This is a genomic window from Enterobacter cloacae complex sp. P40C2, from assembly GCF_014930695.1.
Classification (GTDB): Bacteria; Pseudomonadota; Gammaproteobacteria; order Enterobacterales; family Enterobacteriaceae; genus Enterobacter; species Enterobacter pasteurii.
Window position 1 is genome coordinate 86,600 of the sequence record NZ_JADBRP010000012.1, and the last position, 16,797, is coordinate 103,396.

The window sequence follows — 16,797 nt, forward strand, 5'->3', positions numbered from 1 at the left end:
CATGTTTAAACGACTGTTAATGGTTGCCATGCTGGTCATTGCCCCTCTTACCGCGGCGCACGCTGCGGATCAGAGCAATCCGTACAAACTGATGAATGAGGCCGCGAAGAAAACCTTCGATCGTCTTAAAAATGAACAGCCTAAAATCCGCTCTAACCCTGACTATCTGCGCGATGTGGTAGACCAGGAGCTGCTGCCGTACGTGCAGATCAAATATGCGGGCGCGCTGGTGCTGGGCCGTTACTACAAAGATGCGACCCCGGCGCAGCGTGAGGCTTACTTTGCCGCGTTCCGTGAATACCTGAAGCAGGCTTACGGCCAGGCGCTGGCGATGTACCACGGCCAGACCTATCAGATTGCCCCTGAACAGCCGCTGGGCGATGCCACCATCATTCCTATCCGCGTGACGATCGTCGATCCAAACGGCCGCCCACCGGTTCGTCTGGACTTCCAGTGGCGTAAGAACAGCCAGACCGGGAACTGGCAGGCGTACGACATGATCGCCGAAGGCGTCAGCATGATCACCACTAAACAGAACGAGTGGAGCGATCTGCTGCGCACCAAAGGCATTGATGGCCTGACTGCACAGCTTCAGTCTATCTCTCGTCAGAAAATTACGCTGGACGAGAAGAAGTAATGTCGCAGCAACTTAGCTGGGCGCGTGACGGCGAGACGCTGGCGCTGACGGGGGAGCTGGATCAGGATCTGCTTAACCCGCTGTGGGAGGCTCGCCATAACGCGATGCAGGGCGTGACGCGGATTGACTTACATGGCGTCACGCGGGTGGATACCGCCGGTATTGCCCTGCTGGCGCACCTGGTTGCCACGGGTAAGAAGCAGGGGAGCAACGTTACCCTGGCGGGGGTAAGCGATAACGTCGTTACCCTTGCAAAGCTTTACAATTTGCCTGAGGACGTATTACCTCGCTAACTTTTTCAGTACGTTACTTCCGAAAGCCCCGTCAGTTTACTCGTCGGGGCTTTTTGCTTGTTTAAGACCGCGTCACTTTGCTCTAAGATGTTGGGCTTGTTTTCACTATCAGATGATGTAGACCCCATGGAAAATAATGAAATCCAGACTGTGCTGATGAATGCACTCTCCCTTCAGGAAGCCCACGTCTCTGGCGATGGCAGTCACTTCCAGGTTATTGCTGTGGGTGAGATGTTCGACGGAATGAGTCGCGTGAAGAAACAGCAGGCTGTGTACGCGCCGCTGATGGAATATATTGCGGATAACCGCATCCACGCCCTGTCGATTAAAGCGTTCACCCCACAGGAGTGGGCTCGCGATCGCAAACTAAACGGTTTTTGAGCTGAGGGCGAAACGCCCGCAGCACGGTTGAATTTATAAGAGAGCAAACGATGGATAAATTTCGTGTACAGGGACCAACGCGTCTCCAGGGCGAAGTCACAATTTCTGGCGCTAAAAACGCCGCGCTGCCCATTCTTTTCGCTGCGCTGCTCGCAGAAGAGCCGGTAGAGATCCAGAACGTACCGAAGCTGAAAGATATCGACACGACCATGAAGTTGCTCGGCCAGTTGGGCACCAAAGTGGAGCGTAACGGTTCCGTCTGGATCGATGCCAGCAACGTGAACAACTTCTCAGCACCGTATGAGCTGGTGAAAACCATGCGCGCATCCATCTGGGCGCTTGGCCCGCTGGTGGCACGTTTCGGTCAGGGACAGGTTTCACTGCCGGGCGGTTGTGCCATCGGCGCGCGTCCGGTCGATCTGCACATCTTCGGCCTGGAAAAGCTGGGCGCAGAGATCAAGCTGGAAGAGGGTTACGTTAAGGCGTCCGTGAATGGCCGTCTGAAAGGCGCGCACATCGTCATGGACAAGGTGAGCGTGGGCGCAACAGTCACCATCATGTCGGCTGCTACGCTGGCGGAAGGCACCACCATCATCGAAAACGCCGCTCGCGAGCCGGAAATCGTTGATACCGCGAACTTCCTGGTGGCGCTGGGTGCGAAAATTAGCGGACAGGGTACTGACCGCATTACCATCGAAGGCGTTGAGCGTCTGGGTGGCGGCGTGTATCGCGTACTGCCAGACCGTATCGAAACCGGTACCTTCCTGGTGGCCGCGGCTATTTCTGGCGGTAAAATTGTCTGCCGCAACGCCCAGCCTGATACCCTGGATGCGGTGCTGGCGAAGCTGCGCGATGCAGGTGCGGATATTGAAATCGGTGAAGACTGGATCAGCCTGGACATGCATGGCCAGCGCCCTAAAGCCGTTAATGTGCGCACTGCGCCACACCCGGCATTCCCGACGGACATGCAGGCGCAGTTTACCCTGCTGAACCTGGTGGCTGAAGGCACGGGCTTTATCACGGAAACCATCTTCGAAAACCGTTTCATGCACGTACCGGAACTGATCCGTATGGGTGCGCATGCTGAAATCGAAAGCAACACGGTAATCTGTCACGGCGTTGAAAAACTGTCCGGTGCGCAGGTCATGGCGACCGATCTGCGCGCGTCTGCGAGTCTGGTACTGGCAGGCTGCATTGCGGAAGGCACTACCGTTGTCGATCGTATCTACCACATCGATCGTGGTTACGAGCGTATCGAAGATAAACTGCGCGCGCTGGGTGCAAATATCGAGCGTGTGAAGGGCGAGTAATCTTTCCGGCACCCCCCTGCCAGACCAGGCCGGGGGATTGCTGTTCCTGTCAGTCCGGGTGCATCAGTCCTGATGTGCTTTCTTCACTTTGCTCTGGCGCATCATGCGCGTTCTGTCGATAAATTCATGGGTAACGGGATCGTGGTAGCGTGACGGCCAGATTATCCACGGATGCGTTTCCAGCGCCGTTGCGATAATCAGCTCCCCCTTTGGCCATGGGCGGGTCAGCGCGTTTGCCAGCGTCGACGAGCTCAACCCATTACGACGTGATTCGGCAGCCAGCGATGTCCCTTTTTTACGCAGCGCCGCAATAATGTCAGCAGAATGCCAGTCGATGAATTTTGTATCCATAATGCTGTCCTTGTGTTCGTTATCGTCCACGCCTTTTCGTGTGAAAAGACAGCATTACTATACCCACTTCGAACATGCGATTTAAAAAGTTCATGTTACGAGAAGCAATATTCAGAATAAGGCACGGCTTTATGCATGCGGCCTGTAACCGGATGAATTTACACGAATATGGAATTTACTGGAGCATACTAAAATCTCCCTGCGGGGCGCAGGGAGAGGAGGGAGGAATTAACGATCGCGCTGAACGGCGATGTGAGCAAGGCCTATAAGCGCATCACGCCACGGGCTGTCAGGGATCACCTGAATCGCGGCGATGGCTTTATCCGCTTCTTCTTCAGCACGCTGACGCGTCCATTCCAGCGAGCCGCAGATTGCCATTGTTTCCAGTACTGGTTCCAGAAGATGGCGACCATTTCCCTGCTCGATTGCTTCACGGATCATCTGCGCCTGTTCCGGCGTGCCATTGCGCATGGCGTGGAGCAGCGGCAGCGTTGGTTTGCCTTCGTTCAGGTCATCACCGACGTTTTTGCCGAGCGTTTCGCCGTCTGCGCTGTAGTCCAGCAGATCATCGATCAGTTGGAACGCCGTGCCGAGGTAACGGCCGTAGTCCTGAAGGCCTTTTTCCTCCGCTTCGCTACAGCCTGCCAGAATGCCAGAGCACTGCGCGGCCGCTTCAAACAGGCGCGCGGTTTTGCTGTAAATCACGCGCATGTAGTTTTCTTCGGTGATGTCCGGGTCGTTGACGTTCATCAGCTGCAGGACTTCACCCTCAGCAATAACGTTGACGGCCTCTGACATCACTTCCAGCACCTTCAGCGAGCCCAGGCTGGTCATCATCTGGAAGGCGCGGGTATAGATAAAATCCCCCACCAGGACGCTTGCCGCATTGCCAAACGCCGCGTTGGCGGTGGCTTTACCGCGGCGCATATCCGACTCATCCACAACATCGTCGTGAAGCAGGGTGGCGGTGTGGATAAATTCGATCAGCGCTGCGATCGTGACGTGAGCATTTCCCTGATAGCCAACCGCGCGAGCGGCCAGAATGGCAATCATCGGACGAATGCGTTTGCCGCCGCCGCTGACGATGTAATAGCCCAACTGATTGATCAGCTGAACGTCAGAGTTGAGTTGCTCCAGGATTGCTGCATTTACACCCGCCATATCTTGCGCGGTTAACTCATTGATTTTTTCTAAATTCATCGCAAAAGCCGGGCTTTTTATCCTGTTTATCCCACACGATATGGGTTCACAAAGGGTTTCGGTTTATAAATAGTATTGCTGATTGTACTGAAAAAACGGCGCAGATAAACGTTACCGTACGTGTTGTGTTTTTTTTCTTCATGTATTGATGCTAGCACTTGTCAAAGGCTCGCGTTTTGCGTAATATTCGCGCCCTATTGTGAATATTTATAGCGCACTCTGAATCATACGAGGATGTGCGCGGAAGCGGAGTTTATATGTACGCGGTTTTCCAAAGTGGTGGTAAACAACACCGAGTAAGCGAAGGTCAGACCGTTCGCCTGGAAAAGCTGGACATCGCAACTGGCGAATCTGTTGAGTTCGCTGAAGTTCTGATGATCGCAAACGGTGAAGAAGTCAAAATCGGCGTTCCTTTCGTTGATGGCGGCGTTATCAAAGCTGAAGTTGTTGCTCACGGTCGTGGCGAGAAAGTTAAAATCGTTAAGTTTCGTCGTCGTAAACACTATCGTAAGCAGCAGGGCCACCGTCAGTGGTTCACTGATGTGAAAATTACTGGCATCAGCGCCTAAGACCTGAGGAGAGATTTAAATGGCACATAAAAAGGCTGGCGGCTCCACACGTAACGGTCGCGATTCAGAAGCTAAACGCCTGGGCGTTAAGCGTTTCGGTGGCGAATCCGTTCTGGCGGGTAGCATCATCGTTCGTCAGCGTGGCACCAAGTTCCACGCGGGTACCAACGTAGGTTGCGGTCGTGACCACACTCTGTTTGCTAAAGCAGACGGTAAAGTGAAATTTGAAGTTAAAGGCCCGAACAACCGTAAATACATCAGCATCGTTGCTGAGTAAGGTTTTCTCGGTCCGGTAACGGATTAAAGCCCCGCAACGTGTTGCGGGGCTTTTTACATTGGAAACCCGGAAAATTTTCTGTAGGGAAAACGGGCATGAAGCAGCAGGCCGGCATTGGTATTCTTTTGGCGCTCACCACCGCAATGTGCTGGGGTGCGCTGCCAATCGCAATGAAGCAGGTACTGGAAGTGATGGAGCCGCCTACGGTGGTGTTTTATCGCTTCCTGATGGCAAGCATCGGCCTGGGCGCCATTCTGGCTGTCAAAGGTAAGCTGCCACCGCTGCGCATCTTCCGTAAGCCGCGCTGGCTGGTGTTACTGGCTATCGCGACGGGCGGTCTGTTCGGTAACTTCATCCTGTTCAGCTCTTCCCTGCAATATCTTAGCCCCACGGCGTCACAGGTGATTGGTCAGCTTTCACCGGTCGGCATGATGGTCGCCAGCGTATTCATCCTCAAGGAGAAGATGCGCGGGACGCAGATTATCGGGGCAAGCATGCTGCTTTGCGGTCTGGTGATGTTCTTTAACACCAGCCTGATCGAGATATTCACCCGCCTGACGGATTACACCTGGGGTGTGATTTTTGGGGTGGGTGCAGCAACGGTCTGGGTGAGTTATGGCGTCGCGCAAAAAGTGTTATTGCGCCGTCTTGCCTCACAGCAGATCCTCTTTTTGCTGTACACTTTGTGTACACTGGCATTATTGCCGTTAGCGAAGCCGGGTGTTATCGCCCAGCTCAGCGACTGGCAGCTGGCGTGTCTCATTTTTTGTGGGCTTAACACGCTGGTCGGTTATGGCGCGCTGGCCGAAGCAATGGCGCGCTGGCAGGCAGCACAGGTGAGCGCCTTAATCACGCTTACCCCGCTGTTTACGCTGTTATTTTCAGATTTGTTATCAATGGCCTGGCCCGATGTCTTCGTCAAGCCGATGCTCAACCTGTTGGGCTATCTCGGTGCGTTTGTCGTGGTTGCGGGCGCGATGTATTCCGCCATTGGTCATCGTCTCTGGGGACGTTGGCGCAAAAATGAAGCGGTCCCCGCTCAGGCGAATGAGTTACGGAGAGTAAAATGAAGTTTGTTGATGAAGCGACGATTCTGGTCGTGGCAGGTGATGGCGGTAACGGTTGTGTAAGCTTCCGCCGTGAAAAATATATTCCTCGTGGCGGCCCTGACGGCGGTGACGGCGGAGACGGTGGTGACGTGTGGCTGGAGGCGGATGAGAACCTCAACACGCTGATCGACTACCGTTTCGAAAAATCTTTCCGCGCCGAGCGTGGCCAGAACGGCCAGAGCCGCGACTGTACCGGTAAACGCGGTAAAGACGTGACGATCAAAGTGCCGGTGGGTACGCGTGTGATCGACCAGGGCACGGGCGAAACCATGGGTGATATGACCAAACACGGTCAGCGTCTGATGGTTGCAAAAGGGGGATGGCACGGTCTGGGCAACAGCCGTTTCAAATCCTCCGTTAACCGTACCCCGCGTCAAAAGACAATGGGTACCCCGGGCGATAAACGCGATCTGCAGCTGGAACTGATGCTGCTGGCTGACGTGGGCATGCTGGGTATGCCAAATGCCGGTAAGTCGACGTTTATCCGCGCTGTCTCTGCTGCGAAACCAAAAGTGGCGGACTATCCGTTTACGACGCTGGTGCCGAGCCTCGGCGTTGTCCGTATGGATAACGAGAAGAGCTTCGTGGTGGCTGACATCCCGGGTCTGATTGAAGGCGCAGCAGAAGGCGCTGGCCTGGGTATTCGCTTCCTGAAGCACCTTGAGCGCTGCCGCGTCCTGCTGCACCTCATTGATATCGATCCAATCGACGGCTCCGATCCGGTTGAAAATGCCCGGATCATCATCGGCGAGCTGGAAAAATACAGTGAGAAGCTGGCGGATAAACCACGCTGGCTGGTCTTCAACAAGATCGACCTGATGGACAAAGCGGAAGCCGAAGCGAAAGCTAAAGCGATCGCTGAAGCGATGGGCTGGGAAGATAAGTACTATCTGATCTCTGCCGCGAGCCAGGTTGGCGTGAAGGATCTCTGCTGGGATGTGATGACCTTTATCATCGAAAACCCGGTGGTTCAGGCGGAAGAAGCGAAACAGCCTGAAAAAGTCGAATTCATGTGGGATGACTACCACCGCCAGCAGCTCGAAGAGCTGGAAGCGGAAGAAGATGATGAAGACTGGGACGACGACTGGGATGAAGACGACGAAGAAGGCGTCGAGTTCATCTACAAGCACTAAATCCCGCATAAAGCCCCTTAACGGGGCTTTTTTTTATCCTATCTTCGCGGGTAGCCAGCAGCTGGCGATTAGGCCGCCCTCGGCGCCGTTCTCCAGCGTTAAACGGCCATGATGGAGCTGCACGATGCGCTGTACGATGCTCAGCCCAAGGCCGCTGCCACCGTAGCGCTGATCGAGGCGTCGGAAAGGTTCGGTGATCGACTGTCGGTGCGCATCGTCAATACCCGGACCCTGGTCTATAACGCTGACCCGGGTACCGTCCTCCGTCTCTGCTAACGTCACTTCAATCGTCGTCCCTGCCGGACTGTAGCGGGCGGCGTTCTCCAGCAGATTCCTTAACATCAGACGCAGCAGGACGGCATCGCCCTGTACCGTCAGCGGGCTGTGAGCAGGCCATATCACCGTATGCTCTCTGGCTTCATGCTCCAGGCCGAGCGGTGCAATGATCGTCTCCGTCCAGTTAACGGTTTCGTAGTGACCGCTTGCCATCGCCTGTCCGGCACGCGCCAGCATCAGCAGCTGTTCCACCGTATGCATAAGCTGATCGATGCGGCTTACCAGCGGGGCGGCCTGCGGCGATCCGGACTGAGCCATCAGTTCAAGATGGAGCCTGATACCCGCAAGCGGCGTTCGCAGCTCGTGCGCCGCGTCGGCGGTAAACAGGCGCTCCTGTTGAATAGTATGATCCAGTCGGGCGAGAAGCTGGTTCAGCGAGGTCGTCACCGCGCCAATCTCTTCCATGTCGGAATACATCGGCAGGGGAGTGAGATTATCCGCCGAGCGGTTCGCAAGGCTGGCCCGCAGCTTATTGAGGGGGCGGGTGATCCAGGTTACCGCCCAGAATGAGAAGAAGAGGGTAAAACCGACCATCACCAGAGAAGGAACCAGCAGGGAGGCAATGGCTTCGCGGATCTCTTTTTCGACATGGTTGTTGCGCGATTTCGCGGACAACGTTTCGTTTACCAGAAAACCGATTTGCTCGCGGCTCTCATGCCACAGCCAGATCACGCTAATCAACTGGAAAAATAACAGAATAACCGCCAGCAACACCATCAACCGCCGGCGCATACTGTTCATTTCTGGCTCTCCAGACGGTAGCCCACGCCGCGGACGGTTTTAATGCGATCTTTACCGAGCTTGCGCCGCAGATTATGGATATGGACTTCAAGCGTGTTTGATCCCGGATCGTCCTGCCAGGAGTAAATGTCCTGCTGCAGCGTTTCACGGTGCACCGTCTGCCCGCTGCGCATGATCAGGCGCGTAAGCAGGGCAAACTCTTTTGGCGTCACTTCCACCGGCTGGGACTGGCGCAGCACCTGCTGGGTTTGCAGATTAAGGGTAATATCCCCGTCCGTAAGCAGGTTGTCACTGTGACCCTGATAGCGGCGGATCAGCGCCCGCACGCGGGCCTGTAGCTCGGCAAGGGCAAAGGGTTTTACCAGATAATCGTCAGCGCCAGAATCCAGCCCGTTGATTCTGTCCTCTATGGCATCGCGGGCCGTGAGGATCAGTACGGGGTTATCCACTCCGCGACGACGCCACTGGCTCAGCAGCGTCGCCCCGTCTTTATCCGGCAGGCCCAAATCCAGGATCACCAGGCTGTATTCGCCGCTCTGGATCAGGGCATCCGCTTCAGCAGCCGTGGCGGCACAATCCAGGGCGTAGCCTTCATTCCCCAGCGCCAGCGCTAACCCTTCCTGCAATAACAGATCGTCTTCAACTATGAGTAGTTTCATCGCTAGTTATTCTGGTAGATATCCTTATAGAGCCTGCTTTCGAAGCGTACCAGTGGAATACGACGATTGCGCTGGTCGGCCGGTTCGACGGCATAGCCGGAAAGATACTGCACAAATGCCATGCGTTGCCCGCTGGCTGTCGTGATAAAACCAGCAAGGTTGTAAACCCCTTGCAGAGAGCCGGTTTTGGCTGACACTTTGCCATCCACGCCCGCGGCGTGAAGCCCCGCGCGATACTGAAGGGAGCCATCGTGCCCCGCAAGCGGCAGCATCGTAATAAAGTTTAGCTCAGCGTCGTGCTGCGCAATGTACTGCAGCACCTGCATCATGGTGGCCGGAGAAATCAGGTTATGGCGCGATAAGCCGGACCCATCGACGGCGATCGTATTGCCCAGATCGATACCCGCCTGCTGGCGCAGGATCTGGCGCACGGCATCAGAACCCGCACGCCAGGTACCCGGCACGCCAAAGCGTGCGTGTCCAATCATGCGGAACACCGTGTCGGCAATCATGTTATCCGACTTTTTCAGCATAATCTTAAGCAAATCATGCAGTGGCGCGGACTGCTTGCTGGCGATCACCGTACCCGGCTCGTTCACCTGCGTCTGGCGCAGCAGCGTTCCGGTGTAGGTTATACCCGCCTGCTTGAGTTCGTCTTTGAAAATCGCGCCGGCATACCCTGCGCCGTCCTGAATGGCGAAGGCCAGCGGCAGGGGGTCAGCGCGCTGGGAAAGGCATCCCGTTAGCGTATAGCGGTTAAGATCGCCCGGTACCACGTCCAGCTCGCAATACTGTGCCTCCGGTGAGCCTTTCGCCAGCGTACGAACCTGGCTAAACATCGTGACCGGATAGTAGGACGCAACGCGGATGAAGGCTAAATCGTTCGGTTTTGGCGCACTGTAAAGCGAGACGGAGAAGCAGTTACGGTCGACGATCGCGGCGGCTGGCGGGGCGCTAAAGCACTGCGTCATGTCGTTCCACGGCCAGCCCGGCGCTTTATCGTGGCTGGCGAAAATAGAGGTGTCGATCAGCACGTTGCCATCGATTTTTGTCACGCCGGATTTTTTCAGCGCCGCCACCATGTTGCGGACATCCTGGCGCTTAAAGGTGGGATCGCCACCAAAACGGGCGATAAGATCGCCTTTCAGTTCACCGTCCTCGACGTTACCTTTGGTTTCAAGGGTGGTGGTAAAACGGAAGTCAGGCCCGAGCTGGAGCAGGGCGGCGAGGGCGGTGATCACCTTCTGGGTACTGGCAGGCAGCGCCATCTGTTGACTGTGATAGTCAATTGCGGGAGCCTGCGCGCCAACCTTCTGCACCATCAGGGCAAGGTTCGCGCCAGCGGGCAGCTGATTAATGTACTCATCAACATTCGCGGCCTGAACGGTGAACGTTATACTGGTAGTCAATCCGATGATAAAACTGGAAAATCGCATAATCTCGCGCTAACAACCCGAAAACAAACCGTCATACTACGGTGCATGGCACCGTAAAGTAAACGATGACCCATAGTGAACTTCGCGGTAAAATACGTATCAAATTGAAAAATTGCTGCTGACCTGGGGCGTTGCTCCCGGGTCGGTTTTCTTTTTGCTTCTGGCCTGTTCAGGTGGGCTGGAGCAGGGAACACTGCTCCCAACAGGAATGTTTAAGAGGTATAACAAATGCAAGCTATTCCGATGACCTTACGTGGTGCCGAAAAACTGCGCGAAGAGCTGGATTTTCTGAAGTCCGTACGTCGCCCTGAAATCATCGCCGCTATCGCGGAAGCGCGTGAACATGGCGACCTGAAAGAAAATGCTGAATACCACGCGGCGCGTGAGCAGCAGGGTTTCTGTGAAGGGCGCATTAAGGATATCGAAGCGAAACTGTCCAATGCACAGGTAATCGATATCACTAAAATGCCAAACAATGGCCGCGTGATCTTTGGTTCTACCGTTAGCGTCCTGAATCTCGATAACGACGAAGAGCAGACCTATCGCATCGTGGGGGATGATGAAGCAGACTTCAAACAGAATCTGATTTCAGTGAATTCACCGATTGCTCGCGGCCTGATTGGCAAAGAACAGGACGATGTGGTCACCATCCGCACGCCCGGCGGTGAAGTGGAATACGAAATTATTAAGGTAGAATACCTGTAATTCGCTTCTCTACTAAGATGTTGATACATTGTAAAGAAAAGAAAAAGGCCGCATAGCGGCCTTTTATCAACTCAAGGAGCATGGCATTTTGCTCGCCTGCTGAAAGAAATCCCTCGTTTCACACACAAAATGTGTTCGATTCAGGATATCCTTAGCGTGGCAGCGAGATTTTACGCTCTTTAGATGGGCGATAGAGCACCAGCGTTTTACCGATGACCTGTACATTACAGGCGCCGGTTTCGCGCACGATGGCTTCCACGATCAGGTTTTTAGTGTCTCTGTCTTCAGAGGCGATTTTCACCTTGATCAGCTCGTGGTGTTCCAGCGCTTGTTCAATCTCGGCAAGCACCCCTTCGGTCAAACCATTGTTGCCAAGCATCACTACAGGCTTGAGCGGATGTGCCAGACCTTTAAGGTGCTGTTTTTGTTTAGTACTCAGATTCATCGTATATTTTTGCTTACGTTGGGATTGAAAACGGTTCATTCTACCGCCATCTCCCTTATATCGCCAAATAGCTGCGTAGAAATTTACGTCACAGGCAAGCAACGATGAACCAGGACGGAAATGTTAAATGACAGGTAAAAAGCGTTCTGCCAGTTCCAGCCGCTGGCTTCAGGAACACTTTAGCGATAAATATGTTCAACAGGCGCAGAAAAAAGGGTTGCGTTCCCGCGCCTGGTTTAAACTTGATGAAATACAGCAAAGTGACAAACTTTTTAAACCGGGAATGACCGTGGTCGACCTCGGTGCGGCACCTGGCGGATGGTCCCAGTATGCGGTAACGCAGATCGGCGGAACGGGCCGAATCATCGCATGCGATCTTTTACCAATGGATCCCATTGTCGGTGTCGACTTCCTTCAGGGCGACTTTCGTGATGAATTAGTGCTTAAAGCGTTACTTGATCGTGTAGGTGACAGTAAGGTCCAGGTTGTCATGTCGGATATGGCACCAAATATGTGCGGAACACCGGCGGTGGATATCCCCCGCGCCATGTATCTGGTGGAGCTAGCGTTAGAAATGTGTCGTGATGTACTAGCGCCTGGTGGTAGTTTTGTTGTGAAGGTGTTTCAGGGCGAAGGTTTCGAGGAGTATCTTAAGGAAATTCGCTCCCTGTTTGCGAAGGTCAAAGTTCGTAAGCCGGACTCTTCCCGGGCCCGTTCCCGAGAAGTGTATATTGTAGCGACCGGGCGAAAATGATAACCGGTAGATTTCAGGCGAAAGTTTGAATGAAACTGGATATAGAGTATCCTGACGCTGTTTTTAACACAGTTGTAATATGAGGTTAATCCCTTGAGTGACATGGCGAAAAACCTAATACTCTGGCTGGTCATTGCCGTTGTGCTGATGTCAGTATTCCAGAGCTTTGGGCCCAGCGAGTCGAATGGCCGCAAGGTGGATTATTCTACCTTCCTGCAGGAGGTCAATCAGGACCAGGTTCGCGAAGCGCGTATCAACGGACGTGAGATCAACGTTACCAAGAAAGATAGTAACCGTTACACGACTTACATCCCGGTGAACGATCCTAAGCTGCTTGATAACCTTCTGACCAAAAACGTCAAAGTGGTAGGCGAGCCGCCAGAAGAACCAAGCCTGTTGGCTTCTATCTTCATTTCCTGGTTCCCGATGCTGCTTCTTATCGGCGTCTGGATCTTCTTTATGCGCCAGATGCAGGGCGGCGGTGGCAAAGGTGCCATGTCGTTCGGTAAGAGCAAGGCGCGTATGCTGACGGAAGATCAGATCAAGACCACCTTTGCTGACGTTGCAGGCTGTGACGAAGCAAAAGAAGAGGTAGGTGAGCTGGTTGAATACCTGCGCGAGCCGAGCCGTTTCCAGAAGCTGGGCGGTAAGATCCCGAAAGGCGTGCTGATGGTTGGCCCTCCGGGTACCGGTAAAACCCTGCTGGCGAAAGCCATCGCGGGTGAAGCGAAGGTGCCGTTCTTTACTATTTCAGGTTCTGACTTCGTTGAAATGTTTGTCGGTGTCGGTGCATCTCGTGTGCGTGACATGTTCGAACAGGCCAAGAAGGCAGCGCCGTGCATCATCTTTATCGATGAAATCGACGCCGTGGGCCGCCAGCGTGGCGCAGGCCTGGGCGGTGGTCACGATGAACGTGAGCAGACCCTGAACCAGATGCTGGTTGAGATGGACGGCTTCGAAGGTAACGAAGGTATTATCGTTATCGCGGCAACTAACCGTCCGGACGTACTCGACCCTGCGCTGCTGCGTCCAGGCCGTTTCGACCGTCAGGTTGTGGTCGGTCTGCCGGACGTTCGTGGTCGTGAACAGATTCTGAAAGTGCACATGCGTCGTGTACCGCTGGCGCCAGACATCGACGCGGCAATCATTGCGCGTGGTACGCCGGGCTTCTCCGGTGCCGATCTGGCTAACCTGGTCAACGAAGCCGCACTGTTCGCCGCTCGCGGCAACAAGCGTGTGGTATCAATGGTGGAATTCGAGAAAGCGAAAGACAAAATCATGATGGGTGCGGAACGTCGCTCCATGGTGATGACGGAAGCGCAGAAAGAGTCCACGGCATACCACGAAGCAGGCCACGCCATTATCGGTCGCCTGGTGCCGGAACACGATCCGGTACACAAGGTAACGATTATTCCACGTGGTCGTGCGCTGGGTGTGACCTTCTTCCTGCCTGAAGGCGACGCGATCAGCGCCAGCCGTCAGAAGCTGGAAAGCCAGATTTCAACCCTGTACGGCGGTCGTCTGGCAGAAGAGATTATCTACGGTGCGGAACATGTTTCCACCGGTGCGTCGAACGACATTAAGGTGGCGACGAACCTGGCGCGTAACATGGTGACGCAGTGGGGCTTCTCCGACAAACTCGGTCCGCTGCTGTATGCAGAGGAAGAGGGTGAAGTATTCCTGGGCCGTTCCGTGGCGAAAGCGAAGCATATGTCCGATGAGACGGCTCGTATCATCGACCAGGAAGTGAAAGCGCTGATTGAACGTAACTACGCTCGCGCTCGTCAGATCCTGAACGACAATATGGACATCCTGCACTCGATGAAAGATGCGCTCATGAAATATGAGACCATCGATGCACCGCAGATTGACGACCTGATGGCTCGCCGCGAAGTGCGTCCGCCAGCAGGCTGGGAAGACCCAGGTGCTTCCAACAATTCTGACAACAATGGCACCCCGCGTGCGCCGCGTCCGGTCGATGAACCGCGTACGCCGAACCCGGGTAACACCATGTCAGAGCAGTTGGGCGACAAGTAAGCACGACTGTTGAAGCGTTTGTCTGTACCTCAAACCCTGGAGCTTGCTCCGGGGTTTTTCTTATCTGTTAAACCATATCTATACCAGGGATTTCGTCATGAAACTATTCGCCCAGGACTCGCATCTCGACCTTTCACATCCCCATGTGATGGGGATCCTGAACGTCACGCCTGATTCCTTCTCTGACGGCGGCACGCACAACTCGCTCATCGACGCGGTTAAGCACGCGAATTTGATGATCAACGCGGGGGCCACCATCATTGACGTTGGCGGTGAATCAACGCGTCCTGGCGCGGCGGATGTTTCGGTGGAAGAGGAGCTGGCGCGCGTGGTGCCGGTGGTAGAAGCTATCGCTCAGCGCTTCGAAGTGTGGATCTCGGTAGATACCTCCAAGCCTGAGGTGATCCGCGAAGTTGCGAGAGTGGGCGCTCACATTATCAATGATATTCGTTCGCTGACCGAGCCTGGCGCTCTCGAAGCCGCTGCGGAAACCGGGCTGCCGGTGTGTCTGATGCATATGCAGGGACAGCCTAAGACGATGCAGGAAGCGCCAAAATATGAAGATGTGTTTGCCGACGTCAGCCGCTTCTTTACTGAACACATCGCACGCTGTGAGCGTGCGGGTATCGCAAAAGAGAAATTGCTACTCGACCCGGGCTTCGGTTTCGGTAAAAATCTCTCTCACAATTACGCGTTGCTTGCGCGCCTGTCAGAGTTTCATCAGTTCGGCCTGCCGCTGCTGGTAGGGATGTCGAGAAAATCGATGATTGGGCAGTTGTTGAATGTCGGGCCGGGCGAACGCCTGAGCGGCAGTCTGGCCTGCGCGGTGATAGCCGCAATGCAGGGCGCGCATATAATTCGTGTCCATGACGTAAAAGAAACAGTAGAGGCCATGCGCGTGGTGGAAGCCACACTGGCAGCGAAGGGAAATAAACGCTATGAGTAATCGTAAATATTTTGGCACCGATGGCATCCGCGGGCGCGTAGGCGACGCGCCAATCACACCTGATTTTGTCCTGAAACTGGGCTGGGCAGCAGGTAAAGTACTGGCGCGTCATGGCTCCCGTAAAATCATTATTGGTAAAGATACCCGTATTTCAGGCTATATGCTGGAGTCTGCGCTGGAAGCCGGGCTGGCAGCGGCGGGGCTTTCAGCTTCCTTTACGGGGCCAATGCCTACCCCTGCTGTTGCGTATCTGACCCGCGCCTTCCGTGCCGAGGCCGGTATCGTTATTTCGGCTTCTCATAACCCGTTCTACGACAACGGTATCAAATTCTTCTCCATCGACGGCACCAAGCTGCCGGATGATGTGGAAGAGGCGATTGAAGCGGAAATGGAAAAAGAGATCACCTGCGTTGACTCCGCTGAGCTGGGTAAAGCCAATCGCATTGTTGATGCTGCGGGCCGCTACATCGAGTTTTGCAAAGGCACCTTCCCGAACGAACTGAGCCTGGCCGACCTTAAAATTGTCGTGGACTGTGCAAACGGTGCGACTTATCACATTGCGCCGAACGTTTTCCGCGAGCTGGGCGCAAAAGTGATTACCATCGGCTGCGAGCCGGATGGCCTGAACATTAACGAAGAAGTCGGGGCAACCGACGTTCGTGCCCTGCAGGCGCGCGTGCTGGCCGAAAAAGCCGATCTGGGTATTGCCCTGGACGGCGACGGTGACCGCGTGATCATGGTTGACCACGAAGGCAACAAGGTCGATGGCGATCAGATCCTCTACATTATTGCCCGTGAAGGCCTGCGTCAGGGTCAGCTGCGCGGCGGTGCGGTTGGCACGCTGATGAGCAACATGGGCCTGGAGCTGGCGCTGAAGCAGCTGGGGATCCCGTTCGTGCGCGCGAAAGTGGGCGACCGCTACGTGCTGGAAAAACTCCAGGAAAAAGGCTGGCGTATCGGCGCGGAAAACTCCGGTCACGTGATCCTGCTCGACAAAACCACCACCGGCGACGGCATTGTGGCGGCGCTTCAGGTTGTTGCCGCGATGGCGCGTAACCATATGAGCCTGCACGACCTTTGCAGCGGCATGAAAATGTTCCCGCAGATCCTGGTGAACGTGCGTTTCACCGCGGGTAAAGGCGATCCGCTGGAAAATGATAACGTCAAAGCAGTGATGGCAGACGTTGAGGCTGCCCTCGGTAACCGTGGTCGTGTTCTGCTGCGTAAGTCCGGTACTGAACCGCTGATCCGCGTGATGGTGGAAGGTGAAGACGAAGCGCAGGTGACTGAATTTGCTCACCGCATTGCGGACGCCGTTAAAGCTGCATAATTTTTCAGAGTAAGTGTTTAAAAAGGCGGCGTTTGCCGCCTTCGTTTTAAGCAATAAATGGCTTTTTGCTGTTTTTTTCCGCAGTTGATACAATGCGTCGAAAATGCCCTTGCGAAGGTGATTCGCTTTGGTTAGTATTCACACCCGC

The 16,797-nt window shown here is 54.8% G+C and carries 19 protein-coding genes; 13 read left to right on the forward strand and 6 right to left on the reverse strand.

Annotated features, from left to right (window positions below):
* Position 1: 1 nt before the first annotated feature.
* From mlaC to murA, 4 genes are all read left to right on the forward strand, one after another.
* Positions 2 to 637, forward strand: coding sequence for a phospholipid-binding protein MlaC (gene mlaC, locus IM304_RS18790; RefSeq protein WP_148418317.1), 636 nt, complete (start codon positions 2 to 4; stop codon positions 635 to 637).
* Positions 637 to 930, forward strand: coding sequence for a lipid asymmetry maintenance protein MlaB (gene mlaB, locus IM304_RS18795; RefSeq protein ID WP_176609381.1), 294 nt, complete (start codon positions 637 to 639; stop codon positions 928 to 930). The genes mlaC and mlaB overlap by 1 nt, the downstream gene beginning before the upstream one ends.
* Positions 931 to 1,056: 126 nt before the next feature.
* Entirely contained in the window at positions 1,057 to 1,311 is a 255-nt protein-coding gene (ibaG, locus tag IM304_RS18800) for a BolA family iron metabolism protein IbaG (protein WP_003861840.1), read from the forward strand.
* 50 nt (positions 1,312 to 1,361) lie between these two features.
* Positions 1,362 to 2,621, forward strand: coding sequence for a UDP-N-acetylglucosamine 1-carboxyvinyltransferase (gene murA / locus IM304_RS18805; RefSeq protein WP_006812128.1), 1,260 nt, complete (start codon positions 1,362 to 1,364; stop codon positions 2,619 to 2,621).
* A 63-nt stretch (positions 2,622 to 2,684) separates the two neighbouring features.
* On the opposite strand, the gene sfsB is transcribed toward murA, so the two are convergent.
* Together sfsB and ispB are read right to left on the reverse strand one after the other, a co-directional pair.
* Positions 2,685 to 2,972, reverse strand: coding sequence for a DNA-binding transcriptional regulator SfsB (gene sfsB / locus IM304_RS18810; RefSeq protein WP_148418319.1), 288 nt, complete (start codon positions 2,970 to 2,972; stop codon positions 2,685 to 2,687).
* Positions 2,973 to 3,200: 228 nt separating this feature from the next.
* On the reverse strand, positions 3,201 to 4,172 hold the full coding sequence (gene ispB, locus IM304_RS18815; protein WP_148418320.1) for an octaprenyl diphosphate synthase: 972 nt from the start codon (positions 4,170 to 4,172) through the stop codon (positions 3,201 to 3,203).
* A gap of 257 nt (positions 4,173 to 4,429) precedes the next feature.
* Between ispB and rplU the strand changes: the two genes are divergently transcribed.
* The 4 genes from rplU (at position 4,430) to cgtA (ending at position 7,260) form a co-directional block, all read left to right on the forward strand.
* Complete coding sequence (rplU, locus tag IM304_RS18820; RefSeq protein ID WP_003025032.1) at positions 4,430 to 4,741, forward strand: 50S ribosomal protein L21; 312 nt, start codon at positions 4,430 to 4,432, stop codon at positions 4,739 to 4,741.
* Positions 4,742 to 4,760: 19 nt separating this feature from the next.
* The gene (gene rpmA, locus IM304_RS18825; RefSeq protein ID WP_003861831.1) at positions 4,761 to 5,018 is read left to right on the forward strand and encodes a 50S ribosomal protein L27; all 258 of its coding nucleotides are present in this window, start codon (positions 4,761 to 4,763) and stop codon (positions 5,016 to 5,018) included.
* 95 nt (positions 5,019 to 5,113) lie between these two features.
* Positions 5,114 to 6,088 (forward strand): DMT family transporter, encoded by a 975-nt coding sequence (locus tag IM304_RS18830; RefSeq protein ID WP_148418321.1) that lies wholly within the window; start codon positions 5,114 to 5,116, stop codon positions 6,086 to 6,088.
* Positions 6,085 to 7,260, forward strand: coding sequence for an Obg family GTPase CgtA (gene cgtA, locus IM304_RS18835; RefSeq protein ID WP_148418322.1), 1,176 nt, complete (start codon positions 6,085 to 6,087; stop codon positions 7,258 to 7,260). Before IM304_RS18830 ends, cgtA begins: the two co-directional genes overlap by 4 nt.
* A 33-nt stretch (positions 7,261 to 7,293) precedes the next feature.
* On the opposite strand, the gene pmrB is transcribed toward cgtA, so the two are convergent.
* Genes pmrB through dacB form a run of 3 tightly spaced genes read right to left on the reverse strand, consistent with a single transcriptional unit; the run spans position 7,294 to position 10,432 of the window.
* Positions 7,294 to 8,337 (reverse strand): two-component system sensor histidine kinase PmrB, encoded by a 1,044-nt coding sequence (gene pmrB / locus IM304_RS18840; protein ID WP_193355879.1) that lies wholly within the window; start codon positions 8,335 to 8,337, stop codon positions 7,294 to 7,296.
* The gene (gene pmrA, locus IM304_RS18845; protein ID WP_148418324.1) at positions 8,334 to 8,996 is read right to left on the reverse strand and encodes a two-component system response regulator PmrA; all 663 of its coding nucleotides are present in this window, start codon (positions 8,994 to 8,996) and stop codon (positions 8,334 to 8,336) included. Before pmrA ends, pmrB begins: the two co-directional genes overlap by 4 nt.
* Positions 8,997 to 8,998: 2 nt before the next feature.
* Complete coding sequence (dacB, locus tag IM304_RS18850; protein ID WP_193355880.1) at positions 8,999 to 10,432, reverse strand: serine-type D-Ala-D-Ala carboxypeptidase; 1,434 nt, start codon at positions 10,430 to 10,432, stop codon at positions 8,999 to 9,001.
* Positions 10,433 to 10,660: 228 nt separating this feature from the next.
* Between dacB and greA the strand changes: the two genes are divergently transcribed.
* A complete protein-coding gene (gene greA, locus IM304_RS18855) occupies positions 10,661 to 11,137 on the forward strand; it encodes a transcription elongation factor GreA (RefSeq protein ID WP_006812122.1) in 477 nt (158 codons plus the stop codon).
* 151 nt (positions 11,138 to 11,288) lie between these two features.
* Here greA and yhbY read toward each other — a convergent pair whose 3' ends face one another.
* Positions 11,289 to 11,582, reverse strand: coding sequence for a ribosome assembly RNA-binding protein YhbY (gene yhbY, locus IM304_RS18860; RefSeq protein WP_003861814.1), 294 nt, complete (start codon positions 11,580 to 11,582; stop codon positions 11,289 to 11,291).
* Positions 11,583 to 11,709: 127 nt separating this feature from the next.
* Here yhbY and rlmE point away from each other — a divergent pair, with 127 nt between their 5' ends.
* The 4 genes from rlmE (at position 11,710) to glmM (ending at position 16,649) form a co-directional block, all read left to right on the forward strand.
* Complete coding sequence (rlmE, locus tag IM304_RS18865; protein WP_003861812.1) at positions 11,710 to 12,336, forward strand: 23S rRNA (uridine(2552)-2'-O)-methyltransferase RlmE; 627 nt, start codon at positions 11,710 to 11,712, stop codon at positions 12,334 to 12,336.
* 102 nt (positions 12,337 to 12,438) lie between these two features.
* Positions 12,439 to 14,373 carry an ATP-dependent zinc metalloprotease FtsH gene (gene ftsH / locus IM304_RS18870; protein WP_003861810.1) on the forward strand — a complete coding sequence of 645 codons (1,935 nt, stop codon included), beginning with the start codon at positions 12,439 to 12,441 and terminating at the stop codon, positions 14,371 to 14,373.
* A gap of 97 nt (positions 14,374 to 14,470) precedes the next feature.
* Positions 14,471 to 15,319 (forward strand): dihydropteroate synthase, encoded by an 849-nt coding sequence (gene folP / locus IM304_RS18875; protein WP_193355881.1) that lies wholly within the window; start codon positions 14,471 to 14,473, stop codon positions 15,317 to 15,319.
* Positions 15,312 to 16,649 carry a phosphoglucosamine mutase gene (glmM, locus tag IM304_RS18880; RefSeq protein WP_148418327.1) on the forward strand — a complete coding sequence of 446 codons (1,338 nt, stop codon included), beginning with the start codon at positions 15,312 to 15,314 and terminating at the stop codon, positions 16,647 to 16,649. Before folP ends, glmM begins: the two co-directional genes overlap by 8 nt.
* Positions 16,650 to 16,797 lie beyond the last annotated feature (148 nt).